We start from the raw sequence: 13752 nt of genomic DNA on the forward strand, positions 1-13752 counted from the left end.
CATGAAATTTTTGATCCCAATCCTGATGGGCGGCGTCGGCGTGGCGGGCGGCGTTGGCGCGAACCTATACTTGGCCCCGTCGCACGAACCAGAAGCGGCCGTCGAATGTGTGGCCCCGGCGGCGGACGCCCATGCCGAAATGCCCGAACCGACGATTCAAGCCGAAGATCTGGCCAACCGTGAGTTCGTGAAGATGAGCAGCCAGTTCATTGTTCCAGTCATCACCGAAGAAAAGGTTGGCGCGTTGATGGTCATGGCCATCGCCCTCGAGATGGAGAAGGGCCACACCGAGCTGGTCTACGAACGCGAACCCAAATTGCGCGACGTGTTCCTGCAAGTCATGTTCGATCAGGCGACCGTTGGCCGGTTCAATGGCCGTTTTGCCAGCACCCGCAACCTGGAACCATTGCGCGATGAATTGCGCACCGTCGCGCGGCAAATCCTTGGCAGTCACGTCATGGATGTTTTGATCACGGAAATTGCCCGGCAAGACGTCTAGCGCAGCCGGTAGAGCGCGATCAGATCTTCCTGTGCGGCCTCGGCTTTTCGCCGGGCCGTTGTTTTTTGCGCCTCAGCCAATTGGTCAGCCAGCGACCGGGTCGCGTCGCGCCGGGCCAAGGACCGGGCGGTCAATTCCTTTTGCTGCAACTCCTCGGCGCGGGCGTTGGCAAGCGCCGACTGAACAGATTGACGCCGGGCCAAAAGATGGGTCGCCCACGCCGCGCCAACATCAAGCCCGCCGGTCTCCAAAGGCGTCGGGCCGCCGACCAATACGTCGCGGGCATGTTGGGCCAACCTGGCGGCCTCAGCCTCAAGCGCCGATCGGTCGTTCTGAATGCCGGCAAGGCGGGCCTGTTCTTGGTCGAACAGCATGTCGTGCAAAGCTGCAAGCTCTCTCAATTTGTCCATATTACCTTCTGCGCTTTGCCCGAAGGCGCATGTCTTCGGCAAATCGAATGGCCGCCGCCACAGGCGCATAGTGGATCGGGTCCACCATGTCGCCGACCTCCAATGACGCGTGCAAGGCGCGTGCGGTCGGCGGGTCAGATTGGATCGGCACACCTGATTCTGCCGCGATTTCACGAATTTTCGCTGCGATTTCATCAACGCCTTTGGCCATGCAAATGGGCGCTCCGCCGCTGCCCCTGTCCCATTTCAACGCAACGGCGTAATGCGTGGGGTTGACGATCACGACATCTGCGTCCGGCACATCGGCCAGCATCGAGTTCATTGCGATCTCCATCGCTTTCTGGCGTCTTTTTTGCTTCATCATCGGGTCGCCTTCGGATTCTTTGTGTTCGTCCCGCATTTCTTTTTGCGACATACGGTTGCGGCGCTGATGCTCGGCCCGTTGCCAGAAAACGTCGATCACCCCGAAGATCAGCGCGACAACGCACACCAACCCCAAAAACTCCAAGCACATGTGGGCCAATGTCATCGTGACAAGCCGCGCCTCCATTTGCAGGGTGGCCAGCATGCGGTTCATGTTGATCTGGATGAAGACACCTAGGCACAGCGCGTAAATCAATAGCTTGAAGAAACTTTTCGCAAATTCGAACAGTCCTGTGCGGCCGAATTTATTCTTGGCATTCGAAATAATCGAAATGCGCGACATCTTGGGGGCAAGTTTCGGTAGGTGAAAGGTAAAGGACCGCTGCACCAGCAAAGACGCAAGCACCAGAGCGCCGGGGATCAGAACCCACGGTAGAACCGCCTTGCCCGCGCCGACCATAGCGGGGCCGGATTGCGTCAGGTGAATTGTCCCTGCCCGTGACAGCAGGCCCATCATGGCGCCACCGGCACCCATCACACCCTTTGCCCCAAAGACGGACAGGCCGATCAGCAGGCCGAAATAGGCAACTGCCGTTCCAAGGTCGGCAGAACGCGGAATTTCGCCCTTTTTACGGGCGTCATCCAATTTCTTTTGTGAGGCCTCATGCGGCTTGTCCTCATCTCCGCCTTGCTGCTGACTCATCAGCGGGGCCGAAGTGGGTTCGCAAGAAACCCATCAACCAAACCAGTCCAATGCCAAATCGCGGGTCCGGCGACCAGGGCCAACAGAGCCAGTGCGCTTAGCGTGATAAAGGGCGCACCGATAAAGGCCACCATCAACTGCGGCATCGCTTTGTTGATCGCGCCAAGGGCCAAGTTGTAGATCAGCGAAATCAGGCAGAACGGCGCCGCCAATTGGAAGGCGATGGAAAAGGCGCGACTGGTCAGGGCGGTGCCCCATTGGCCCACCCACGACGGGTCCGGCCAAGTGCCAAACGGAAACAGATGGTAGGACAGGATCAAAAACTGCGCGGCCTTAACGTGAAAGCCGGTAATCATCAGAAAGGTCAGGCCCGACAGCGTCAGTACATGGCCCAAGGCTGGCATCGGGTCTGACCCCGCAGCGCCCAGAAGTTGCGACAGCGATGTCGACTGCGCGGCAATGGTGCCTGCCGTTTGAAGGGCAAATACGAACATCCGCAGCGATAGCCCAAGCAACAGGCCAACAAACGGTTCTTGGATCATAACCATCACGCTGGGCGGCGCGGCGCGATTGTCTTGGATAGCGGCATCGACGACAACGGCAAAGGCAATGGCCAGACCCAGCTTAACCCGCATCGGAATGGAGCGCTCTCCAAGGCCAGGCAGGACCGCCATCATCGCGCCAACCCTTAGAAACGCAGACATCACACCCCAAATCGCCAAATTGGCCTGATCCGCCAATAGCTCAAGCGGGCTCATCCCGGCACCATTCCGACCAGCGATGGCTTGGCATCCAGGCCGATTTCCTCAAACGACAGGACCGGGGCAGACAGGCCCTTGGCGGCCATGATCGTATGCAGGAACCGCCGCCGCCGGGACGAGGTGACGACAGCCGCCGATATGCCGTTTTCGGTCGCTTTGCCGATTTGATCGGCCAGATTGCTGGTCAGTTTTTCAAATTCTTCGGGCGGCAGAGCCACGTCATAGCCGCCGCGGTCGCCCTCAATCTGATAGGCGGTGAATTTATCCTCCCATTGGGGGGCAAGTTGAATCAATGGGATAGACCCGTCGCCCCTGCGCAGTTGCGCCACCAGTTGAAAGCCAAGCCGTTGGCGCACCAGTTCGCAGATCGATTCCGGTTGCTGGGTCAGGCCCCGAACCTCGGCGATGGTTTCAAGGATTACACCCATATTCCGGATTGAGACCTGCTCGGCCAACAAAAGCCGCAACACGCTGTGCAGCACCTCAAGCGGGATCTTCTCGGGGATAAGCTCATCCAAAAGGCGGCGGTTTGCATCGGCCCGCTTCTGATCGGTGAGCGCGGTGATCTCATCCAGAATGCGCCGCAGGGCTTTCAGCGTCAGAAGGCGCGGGAAATTGCGTTTGACGATTTCCAAAAGATGTGTGGCCAGAACCTCGGTCGGGGCGACGATGGTGGCTCCGTTTAGCGAGGCTTGTTCCTGATCCTCGCGTTGAATCCAGCGGGCGGGGGCGCCATAGACCGGTTCTTTCACATCTGATCCATCGGGCAACCCCATGGTATCGTCGGGCATCAAGGCCAGCATCATGTCAGGATGCAGAACGCCGGTGGCGGTGACCACGCCCTGAATGTGGATCGTGTACATTCCGTTGGATAGCGACACGTCGTCGGTCAGGCGGATTTCGGGCATGATAAAGCCGAAGTGGGTCGCGATATGTTCGCGCATATTGCCAATCCGCGCATCAAGCCCTGTGGACGGGTCCAGAACCATGGTCACAAGATCGGGGGCAAAGGCGATGTGGATATCATCCAGATCCAGCATATCGCCAATTGGCTTTTTGCTTGGGGCTTCAGGCGGGGGGGCGGCGTTTTCGGCGGCTTCGGCCTGCGCCCGCGACTTGGCCTGTAGGTGTGACAGCCCGCCCAGAATACCGGCCCCGAGCATAAACGGCACGAAAGGCAGGCCCGGTACTAGTGCGAACAACCCCATCAGCACCGCAACAGACGACAGCGCCTTGGGATAGCGGCCAAGCTGCGCGACCACGGCCAAATCCATCGCGCCATCCGTGCCACCGCGCGACAGCAACAAGGCTGAGGCAAAGCTGATGATGACGGCCGGGATTTGCGACACCAGCCCGTCGCCGACGGTCAGGATCGCGTAGGTTTCAAAGGCGGGCCCCACCTCCATCCCATGGACGAAAATGCCCATGCAAAGCCCTACGATCAAGTTCAAAAGCGTGATGAGCAGCCCGGCAACGGCATCCCCGCGCACAAATTTAGATGCCCCATCGAGTGAGCCGAAAAAGGTGGTTTCTTGCTGTTCTGTCTGGCGTCTGGCCTTGGCTTCCTCGTGGGTGATCGCGCCTGCGGACAGATCGCTGTCGATCGCCAATTGTTTGCCCGGCATGCCATCGAGCGCAAACCGCGCGCCCACCTCGGCCATGCGGGTTGCACCTTTGGTGATGACGGTGAAATTGACGATCATCAGCACGCCAAAGACGACAAGCCCCAGAAACACGCTGCCATTCATCACGAAGCTGGCAAAGCCTTCGATCACCGCTCCGGCGGCGCCGGGGCCGGTTTGCCCTTGACCGATGATCAGCTTGGTGGACGACACGTTCAGCGACAGCCGCAGCATCAGAGATGCCAAAAGAACCGTCGGAAAGGCCGAAAAATCCAACGGGCGTTCGACAAACAGTGCGATGGTGAAGATCAGGATCGCCAGCGAAAAAGACGCCGCCAGCCCGACATCAAGCACCCAAGACGGCACCGGCAGGATCATCATCACGATGATGGCCATCAAGGCGATGGCCATAGCGACCGATGTGTTCAAACGCCTGCTCATTCCCGGCCCGCCATGGCAAATAGCGGCGCGGCACCTGCAGTGTTGGGCATCAAGGATCCGTTCCCGCCCATCTGCGCGCCGCTGGTCAGCAGGGGAAACCCGTTCGCGCGGTCAATCTTGGCCGCCCGGACCGGGGGCAGATTGGCGTGAATGGTTTGATATTTGGCCAGATAGCGGTTGGCATATTTGGGCGTGCGGGAATGGTATGCGCCCACCGCCGCCTCCCAGTTGCCCTTTTCCTCGTACAGCGATTGCAGGAATTGGCCCGCATAACGCGCATTCGCCGCCGGGTCGAACATTTCATCGACAGATCGGAACGCCTGCCCGTGCCAGCGATAGTTGATCTGAAAGCAGCCCACATCAAAGCTACGCTTGCCCAGTTTGAAATGCTTGAACACATAGCTGCGCGCGGCGTCTTCGGTGTCAAACCAATGCCCGTCGCCTTCCATATTGACGGTCCAGGGCCAGGGTTGCAGCGCACCATCAATTCGGCGGCCCGTTTCAAGCCGGGTCAGCGCACGCATGATGTTGGTTGGGATGTTCAGTTCATGCGCGGCCTGTATCGCGGCCTCATCGCAGGTGTTGCCCCGCGCGGTGGCCTGAATTGGGGCAGCGCAGATCGCGCCCAGCAACGCCCCAAGCCCTAGCCAAATTCGAATCTGTTTCGGTGACATTCTGCCTGACCTGTCGTTTGCGACATGTCCGGCGTAAGGCCCGATGCTTTAGAAATCGTAAGTTTTACTGTGTTTCCAAACAATGGCGGCGAAACGCACGCTTGAGCATATCCAACTCGGCCCGCAGCAAATCGACCTCGGCGCGGATGTCATCGCTTAGCTCTTCGCCGGAAATCAGCGTGAAACTGTCGATCTTTTCGCCCGTTTCGTCATTCAGAATGACAAAGGTTTGCACCCCGTCATTGATCAGGCTGGCGTGAATCGGAACCGACAGGGCCCACTCATCGGGCGATTCGGTTTCCGTCACGGTGACGTTTGGAAGGTCGCGGTCCAGATGGACGGCCCGAATGCGCGGGCGGTTGGACGCGATCAGGGTGGCCGTCCAAACGCCGGACGTCAGGGATTTGTTAGCGATCTTGCAGCTCATGGCGTCCTCATAGTTTGGCGCGCGGGCGGCGGTTGAAAGTCAGATCGCGCAGGGTGACCTGATTCATCTCGGGGCGTTCAAAGATCAGATCGACCCACATGCGTGACAGGCGTTTTTCGTTCAACTTGGTATAGGCCAGATCAAATTCAACGCGGATATCTTCGGCATAAAGCGGCAACTCCCGAACAATCTGTTCGGTGTTCGGCCCGTGGCGGATGTTCAGACGGGCAAAAATCTCAAGCGGTTTTTCCATTTCGACAATGGTTTCCATCCGCAGGATGTGGTCGCGCTTTAGTCCTTCCAGCGCGGAATCCGGCAATTGCACCGCGACTGACAGGTAAGAGCCATGGAACTTGAACACATCGAGCCGCAGCCCATAGGCCGCAAGGTCGGATTGGGTGGTGTTGCGCACTTGGCGCAGGGTGACTTCGGTAAAGGCGCAGTCGTGAAACAGGGTAACCTCGGGGCTCATCCGCGTGCCCGATTGCGCCGAAGACACGCCCGGCACCGGAAGCCGGTCGCACCACAGCGGTGGCCGCCAGGACCAATCCACCGCTTCGGGGCGGGGGAAGTTCTGATTGCCTTCCTTGGGTAGGATCAGCCGCCGTTCGGCCACCGTTAGCAGTTTTTCCAGATGCTGGCGCAATTGCCGCGCGGTCGAGCGTTGCTGCCGCAGTGCGTCAAAGTCCATGTCTTCGGCGTAACGGGCGGCACGCGCCCATTTGGCCATGGTCATCTGATGTAGGGTTCGGTCAAGTAGACCCGATTTTTGCTCGGCCATTTGGGTCCGTTCGGAAAAGATCGACGGTTGGCCTAAGTATGACAAAGCTTTGCGGGCTTTGGAATGCTAACCTTTAAGACGCTGGAAAAACGCAGACAAACCGCCACCGGCGGGTTTCGCGGTTTCGGGCGCCGGGTCTGCTGCGGCTTTGGGTGCCGCGCCAGAGGGCCGGGGGCTCATGGCGCGGATTTGGTTGGCCACGGTTGCCACAATCGTCGCGCCACGGTTGCCCGACAGGCTGCCATGTTCCGGCGTATAAAGCGCGATGCCGATCATATAGCCGTTGTGCGACATAGCGGCCCGCCAATGGGCCTGATCCCCGCCTGCAAGCACGGCGTCGCCATAAAGGCCCAAATGCGCCAAGGACACGCCATCGCGGATTTCGCCCGCGATCAACGGGGCTTTGACCGCGCTGGCCAATTCTTCGGGCGTGGGGGGCGTTTCGCCTTTTCGGTTGGTGGCAATCGAGACGGTGACAATCGCCGGGTCGGTGCTGTCGATACCGTCATTGCCGATAATGCCGCGACAACTTGCAATCAGGGCAAAGCTGCGTGTTCCACCGGTGGCCAAAGACGCCTTGTCGATGCAGTACCCGTCAGGCCCCGCGACGATGATCTTGCCGCGCGCCAGTTTGGCCTTGGTTAGTGCTACGCCCTGGGTTTTGCTCTGCGCGGCGGCGAACCCCTTGCCCGGAGCGGACGCATCATCCGGCGGGGTGCTCAGCGTACACGCCGACACCGCACCACAAACCACCGCCAACCGGAGCCATCCCATCATCACACCAGCGCCCCACGCACCTTTCGGCCCCCCAGCGCAACATGCGCCGGGCAACCTGCCTACATTTCCGGCAAAATCTAGACCAGCCGACCACTTATTCACAAGCGGCTTAAGCAGGCTCTGCCTGTCCGGTGTGCCGCTAGCGTTGCATTTCTTTCCGCTGCGGCTTAAGTGAGCGGCACGTCAGGGAACTGGAAAGCTGCAGATGAACTGGATCACCAACTACGTCCGCCCCCGGATCAACTCGATCTTCTCGCGCCGTGAAGTGCCCGAGAACCTTTGGACGAAGTGCGATGAATGTGGGACCATGCTGTTCCACCGCGAAATTTCGGACAACCTCTTTGTCTGTTCGAATTGCAGCCATCACATGGCCATCACGCCTCGTGAACGGTTCGATGCGCTGTTTGACGGCGGCATTTATGTCGATGTGCCCGTGCCCGATCCGGTGGCTGACCCGCTGCATTTCCGCGACCAGAAGAAATATCCCGACCGGATGAAGGCCGCGCAGAAAAAGACCGGCGAAAAAGAAGCCATGCTTGTTGGCGAAGGCGAAATTGGCCGCACGCCGATCGTTGCCGCGGCGCAGGACTTTGGCTTTATGGGCGGGTCCATGTCGATGTTTGTCGGCAACGCGATCATCGCCGCTGCCGAACGCGCGGTTGAGCTGAACCGCCCTCTGGTGCTGTTCTCGGCGGCCGGTGGGGCGCGGATGCAGGAAGGCATTCTTGGCCTGATGCAGATGCCCCGGACCACCATCGCCGTCCAAATGCTCAAAGAGGCGGGCCTGCCCTATATCGTTGTGCTGACACATCCCACGACCGGTGGTGTAACGGCCTCCTATGCGATGCTGGGCGATGTGCAGATTGCCGAACCCAACGCGCTGATCGGCTTTGCCGGTGCGCGCGTGATCGAACAGACGATCCGCGAAAAGCTGCCCGAAGGGTTCCAGCGCGCCGAATACCTGCTGGAACACGGCATGCTGGACCGCGTGACCGACCGTCGCCATCTGCGTGATGAGTTGGTCACCATTATTCGTATGCTGATGGGGATGACCCCGCCGGTGCAGGGTGATTTGCCCGCGCCCGAGGACACCCCGCAACTGGCCGAAGCGCCTGCGGATAAGCCCAAGAAATGACTGAGCCGACGTCTGACGTCATCCTTGAACGGATGATGCGCCTGCATCCCAAGGTCATGGATCTGACCCTGGATCGGGTCTGGCGTCTGCTTGAGGCATTGGGCAACCCGCAAAACGACATGCCGCTGGTGATTCACATCGCCGGAACCAACGGCAAAGGCAGCACGCAGGCGATGATCCGCGCGGGGCTAGAGGCGGACGGCAAGAAGGTCCACGCCTATACCTCGCCGCATCTGGCCCGGTTTCATGAACGCATCCGCTTGGCCGGAGAGTTGATTTCAGAACCCGCGCTGACCGCGTTGCTGGACGAATGCTATGAGGCTAACGGCGGCGAGCCGATCACCTATTTCGAAATCACCACCTGCGCCGCCATTCTGGCCTTTGCCCGCACCCCTGCCGATTACACCTTGCTAGAGGTTGGATTGGGCGGGCGTCTGGATGCCACGAACGTCGTGGCGCATCCGGCGCTGACGATCATCACGCCCGTTTCCGTCGACCATCAGCAATATCTTGGCGACACGCTGGCCCAAATCGCCGGCGAAAAGGCCGGGATAATGAAGCGCGATGTGCCGTGCATTGTCGGCCCGCAAGAAGACGACGCGCTGGATGTGATCGAACGTCAGGCCTTCCGCGTTGGCGCACAGATTCTGGCGCATGGTCAGCATTGGCATATCCAGCCCGAACATGGGCGTCTGGTCTTTAGCGATGAACAGGGGCTGCGCGAAGTGCCCTTGCCGGTGCTGCCCGGCGTGCATCAATACCAGAACGCCGGGGCCGCGATTGCCGCGCTTCGGCACCTCGGGGCGTCCGATGATGCGCTAGAGGCGGCGATGACCAATGCCTATTGGCCCGCCCGGATGCAGCGCCTGCGTAGCGGTGAGTTGATCGACATCGCGCCTATGGCCGAAATTTGGCTGGACGGAGGGCACAACCCGGCCGCTGGCATCGCCATCGGCGCGCATTTGTCCGGTCTGCCGGATCGCAACACGCATCTGATCTGCGGCATGCTGAACACCAAGGACGTGCGCGGCTATATGCGCCCCTTGGCCGGTCATGCCGCAGATCTGCACGCCGTCTCGATTCCCGGAGAGGCGGCAACCCTGAGCGCAGAAGAAACCGCTAAGGCCGCAACAGACGTCGGCATCACGGCGCATGTGTCCGGTTCGGTCGAAGACGCCTTGCGGAAAATCGTGGCCGAAACGCCCAATGCGCGGGTGCTGATTTGCGGTTCCCTATACCTTGCAGGCGCGATTCTACGAAAGAATCAATAAAAGAATCGAATGATATCGGTAAGATTCGCGAAATCGCCCATTTCGCGAATCACTGATTCTTGACTGATTCGCATCGAATAAGGTATATCTGTTTTCGAAGCGTTTCAGGGGTCGGCAACGGCTAGGACGCAAGGGCAGTTAGACGACATCTTGGTTTGGTATCAGTCTTGCACATGCTTGTGTGCAATCGGGTCCTTTGTGCCTTGTCGCCGCCCCCTGAGACTTCTCTTTCTGGGCGCTGGCAACAGTGTCGGAAAACGACAGGCAGACCAAATTCCGAGCAGCCTAAATGGGGTCCTTCGTGGACCCCTTTTTTTCGTCCATCCCCAAGTGCGACAGATCGCTGAGGATCGGGCAATCGGGCCGGTTGTTGCCGGGGCAGGCGCGGGCCAGTTCAGTCAGGGTGTCATGCATGCTTTGCAGTTGGGCCAGTTTTTCTTCGATCTGGGTGATATGCTGTTCGGCAATCTGTTTCACATCCGCACTGGCGCGGCCTTTGTCCTCGTACAGTGCCAGCAAGGCGCGGCAATCTTCGATGCTGAACCCCAAGGCGCGGGCGCGGGCCAGAAAGGCCAGTTTGTGCAGGTCCGTGGCGTCGAATTGACGATAGCCATTGGCCCCGCGACGTGCCCGAACCAGCCCGATATCTTCGTAATAGCGGATGGTCTTGGCGGGCAGCCCCGCCTGATCTGCGACCTCTTTGATGTTCATGGGATCACTCCGCCGGGGTTGGGATTGGGCAAACTTCGGCCTCGGTGCGCGGGTCTTCTTTCAACACCGGCTGAACCCGGCGTAGGCGCAGCGCGTTGCTGACCACGAACACCGAGCTGAGCGCCATGGCGCCGGCGGCCAGCATCGGCGACAGCAGCAACCCGAATGCCGGGTACAGTACCCCCGCCGCGACCGGGATCAACACAACGTTATAGCCAAAGGCCCAAGCCAGGTTCTGGCGGATGTTGCGCATGGTGTGGCGCGACACCGTCAGCGCGTTCACCACGCTTTTCGTATCGCCCGAGGACAGGATCACATCACCTGCCTCAATCGCGATGTCGGTGCCGGTGCCCATCGCCATGCCAACGTCGGCCTCGGCCAAGGCGGGGGCGTCATTGATCCCATCGCCGACAAAGGTGACCGGCCCGAATTCATCCCGCAACTGGCGCACGGCATCGGCCTTGTCGCCGGGCAGAACCTCGGCGCGGATATCGTCAATGCCAAGATCGCTGGCGATGGCCTTTGCCGTGGCTTTGCTATCGCCGGTGATCAGCGCGACCCGCAAACCGGCCTGTTGCAACGCGGCAATGGTGGCCTTGGCATCGGATTTCAGTTGATCCGCAACCGACAGCGCCGCCGCCAACGCACCATCAATTGCCACCAGAACCGGGGTTTCGCCGCGCGATGCGGCCTCATCCAATGCGGGTTGAGCGGCATCCACTTCAATCCCGGCATCTTTCATCAATCGGACATTGCCGATCAGCACGGTCCGGCCATCAACCGTCGCTTTCAACCCATGGCCCGCGACGGCCTCGACCTCGGCCTTCAAGATCGGGCGGGAGTTGGCCGCAACCAAGGCCCGCGCGATCGGGTGCTCGGATCGGTCCTCGGCGCTGGCGACCAGTTGCAGGACGTCGTCATATGCGGCCCCGCCAAACAGCGCATGGCTGCTCAGAACGGGCGTGCCGCGTGTCAAAGTACCGGTCTTGTCGAAGGCGATGACCTTGGATTCGCCCAGCCGTTGCAGCGCGTCCCCCTTGCGGAACAGCACGCCCAGTTGCGCGGCGCGCCCCGTGCCAACCATGATTGATGTCGGCGTCGCCAGACCCATTGCACAAGGGCAGGCGATGATCAGCACCGAAACCCCGGCGACCAAGGCATAGGACAGCACCGGGCTTGGCCCGAACAGCAACCAGACTAGCACCGTCAGCGCGGCAATCCCCATGACCACCGGCACGAAGATGCGCACAACCCGGTCGGCCACCGCCTGAATCGGCAGTTTCGCCCCCTGCGCCTGTTCGACCATCGCAATGATGCGGGCCAGAACGGTATCGCTGCCAACGCGGGTGGCGCGGAAGGTCAGGCTGCTTTGGCCGTTGACCGTACCGCCCGTCAGCGCTGCGCCTTCGGCCTTTTCCACCGGCAGCGGTTCGCCCGAGATCATGCTTTCATCGACGTATGACCGGCCTGTCAGAACCTCGCCATCCACGGCGATCCGTTCGCCGGGGCGCAGATGAATGATGTCGCCCGGCGCAATCGCCTCAACCGCGATCTCCTCAATTGCGCCGTCACGTTCCACCCGCGCCGTGTCAGGCCGCAGGGTTTGCAGCGCGCGAATGGCATCACCCGTACGCCCTTTGGCGCGGGCTTCAAGCCAGCGGCCCAGCAGGATCAGCGTGATGATGACGCCCGCAGATTCGAAATAGACCGCGCGGCCTTCCTCGGGCAGCAGGCTAGGCAAGAACAACGCGACGGTCGAATAGCCCCAAGCGGCCAGCGTGCCCAAGGCCACAAGGCTGTTCATATCCGGCGCGCCCTTGGTCAGAAGGGGCAGGCCAATGCGATAGAACTGACGGCCCGGCCCGATCATGACCAACGTAATCAGAATGAACTGAGCCAGCAAAAGCGGCGTCGCCCCGATCAACCCATGAAGCCACATGTGGAACGGCGGATAAAGGTGCCCGCCCATTTCTGCGATGAACACCGGCAATGTCAGAGCCGCCGCGAACAGAGTCTTGCCCCGCAACGCGGCCAGCGCGGTCTTGGCCTCATCGGTTTGGGGCTTGGCGCTTGGGGTGTTCAGCGCGGCCTCATAGCCCGACGCTTTCACTGTCTTGACCAAGGTCTGCGTTTCAACCGCGCCCTTCAAAATGGTCACATCGGCCATTTCCGTCGCCAGATTGACCGAGGCGGACAAGACCCCCGGCACTTCCGCCAAGGCGCGTTCCACCCGGCCAGAACAGGATGCGCAGCTCATGCCGTTGATTTTCAGGCGAACCGTGGCTTCGACGGCCGGATAACCCGCGCCGACCAAGGCCTTTTGCAGATCGGCACTTGATGCGCTGCCGCTGACTTGGGCCATCTTGTTGGCGATATTGACGGACGCTTCGGATACACCGGCAGTCCCGGCCAGCGCACGTTCTGCGCGGCCTGCGCAACCGGCACAACTTAGACGGCTAACTTCGAATCGTAGGGCTTGTGACATTGCAACCTCCGGGCTTGTTGCAATCTCAGATAGGGGTTCCAGTCACGGGAAGGTCAAGGGCGAAGGTCGAAATTCTTTCACTCAGGCAAATCAGCCGACCGGATCACCGGGAAAAACGCGCCGCCCGACCACAGACCGAACCATTTTTCGCCCGCGTGGTCATGGTGTTGGCCAAGATCCACCAAGCGGTAAAAGCTTTTGCGGTCAATCAGCGCCTCAAGGTTGGCGCGGACCAGAACATAGGGCGACGGTTCGCCTGCATCGTCATAGCGCACCGTGATCGGGTGATCCGGGCCAGCGGTGACCGAGTCGCCGACATGGGTGGTAAACGTCAGCGCCTGTTGGTCGCCTGCGCCATCCACGGTGAAATCGGTCGCCACAAAGGGCGCGTCATCCACGGTGATGCCGACCTTTTCGATCGGCGTGACCAAAAAGTAATCGTTCCCATCCTTGCGCAGAATCGATGAGAACAATTTGACCATTTCGAACCGCCCAATCGGCGTTCCAAGGTAGAACCATGTCCCATCCCGCGCGATGCGCATGTCCAAATCGCCGCAAAACGGCGGATTCCACAGGTGGACCGGCGGCGGACCTTTGCGCGAAGCGGCGCGAGCCGAGGCGACGAGGCTATTCGCCGAAGGTCTTACACCATTTTGTGTTGTCATAGCTTTTGCCATTTGCCTTATGCGGGA

14 protein-coding genes are annotated in these 13752 nt (G+C 60.3%); 3 read left to right on the forward strand and 11 right to left on the reverse strand.

Annotation, left to right across the window (positions count from 1 at the left end; all coding sequences use genetic code 11):
- The first annotated feature begins 1 nt into the window (after position 1).
- A complete protein-coding gene (locus tag PRI8871_RS15065) occupies positions 2-499 on the forward strand; it encodes a flagellar basal body-associated FliL family protein (protein ID WP_108887068.1) in 498 nt (165 codons plus the stop codon).
- Here the strand turns inward: PRI8871_RS15065 and PRI8871_RS15070 are convergent.
- From PRI8871_RS15070 to PRI8871_RS15105, 8 genes are all read right to left on the reverse strand, one after another.
- Positions 496-909 carry a hypothetical protein gene (locus PRI8871_RS15070; RefSeq protein WP_108887069.1) on the reverse strand — a complete coding sequence of 138 codons (414 nt, stop codon included), beginning with the start codon at positions 907-909 and terminating at the stop codon, positions 496-498. The two genes, PRI8871_RS15065 and PRI8871_RS15070, sit on opposite strands and share 4 nt — an antisense overlap.
- A gap of 1 nt (position 910) precedes the next feature.
- Positions 911-1975, reverse strand: coding sequence for an EscU/YscU/HrcU family type III secretion system export apparatus switch protein (locus PRI8871_RS15075; RefSeq protein ID WP_108887070.1), 1065 nt, complete (start codon positions 1973-1975; stop codon positions 911-913).
- Complete coding sequence (locus tag PRI8871_RS15080; protein WP_108887071.1) at positions 1975-2733, reverse strand: flagellar biosynthetic protein FliR; 759 nt, start codon at positions 2731-2733, stop codon at positions 1975-1977. Before PRI8871_RS15080 ends, PRI8871_RS15075 begins: the two co-directional genes overlap by 1 nt.
- Complete coding sequence (gene flhA, locus PRI8871_RS15085) at positions 2730-4799, reverse strand: flagellar biosynthesis protein FlhA (RefSeq protein WP_108887072.1); 2070 nt, start codon at positions 4797-4799, stop codon at positions 2730-2732. The genes PRI8871_RS15080 and flhA overlap by 4 nt, the downstream gene beginning before the upstream one ends.
- A complete protein-coding gene (locus PRI8871_RS15090) occupies positions 4796-5473 on the reverse strand; it encodes a transglycosylase SLT domain-containing protein (RefSeq protein ID WP_108887073.1) in 678 nt (225 codons plus the stop codon). The genes flhA and PRI8871_RS15090 overlap by 4 nt, the downstream gene beginning before the upstream one ends.
- A gap of 64 nt (positions 5474-5537) precedes the next feature.
- Positions 5538-5900: a hypothetical protein gene (locus PRI8871_RS19665; protein ID WP_181389485.1), complete on the reverse strand. Its 363-nt coding sequence runs from the start codon at positions 5898-5900 to the stop codon at positions 5538-5540.
- A 7-nt stretch (positions 5901-5907) separates the two neighbouring features.
- The gene (locus PRI8871_RS15100) at positions 5908-6681 is read right to left on the reverse strand and encodes a DUF6478 family protein (RefSeq protein WP_108887074.1); all 774 of its coding nucleotides are present in this window, start codon (positions 6679-6681) and stop codon (positions 5908-5910) included.
- A 66-nt stretch (positions 6682-6747) separates the two neighbouring features.
- A complete protein-coding gene (locus tag PRI8871_RS15105) occupies positions 6748-7458 on the reverse strand; it encodes a dihydroxy-acid dehydratase (protein ID WP_108887075.1) in 711 nt (236 codons plus the stop codon).
- Positions 7459-7663: 205 nt separating this feature from the next.
- On the opposite strand from PRI8871_RS15105, the gene accD reads away from it, so the two are divergent.
- A complete protein-coding gene (accD, locus tag PRI8871_RS15110; protein ID WP_108887076.1) occupies positions 7664-8593 on the forward strand; it encodes an acetyl-CoA carboxylase, carboxyltransferase subunit beta in 930 nt (309 codons plus the stop codon).
- Positions 8590-9864, forward strand: a complete 1275-nt coding sequence (locus tag PRI8871_RS15115) for a bifunctional folylpolyglutamate synthase/dihydrofolate synthase (RefSeq protein ID WP_108887077.1) — start codon at positions 8590-8592, stop codon at positions 9862-9864. The genes accD and PRI8871_RS15115 overlap by 4 nt, the downstream gene beginning before the upstream one ends.
- Before the next feature lie 285 nt (positions 9865-10149).
- Here the strand turns inward: PRI8871_RS15115 and cueR are convergent, their stop codons facing one another.
- The 3 genes from cueR to PRI8871_RS15130 all read right to left on the reverse strand — a co-directional run bounded on the left by cueR (position 10150) and on the right by PRI8871_RS15130 (position 13725).
- The gene (gene cueR / locus PRI8871_RS15120) at positions 10150-10575 is read right to left on the reverse strand and encodes a Cu(I)-responsive transcriptional regulator (protein ID WP_108887078.1); all 426 of its coding nucleotides are present in this window, start codon (positions 10573-10575) and stop codon (positions 10150-10152) included.
- 4 nt (positions 10576-10579) lie between these two features.
- On the reverse strand, positions 10580-13060 hold the full coding sequence (locus PRI8871_RS15125) for a heavy metal translocating P-type ATPase (protein ID WP_108887079.1): 2481 nt from the start codon (positions 13058-13060) through the stop codon (positions 10580-10582).
- Positions 13061-13137: 77 nt separating this feature from the next.
- Positions 13138-13725 (reverse strand): DUF1285 domain-containing protein, encoded by a 588-nt coding sequence (locus PRI8871_RS15130; protein ID WP_108887080.1) that lies wholly within the window; start codon positions 13723-13725, stop codon positions 13138-13140.
- Positions 13726-13752 lie beyond the last annotated feature (27 nt).

The organism is Pseudoprimorskyibacter insulae (genome assembly GCF_900302505.1).
GTDB lineage: Bacteria > Pseudomonadota > Alphaproteobacteria > Rhodobacterales > Rhodobacteraceae > Pseudoprimorskyibacter > Pseudoprimorskyibacter insulae.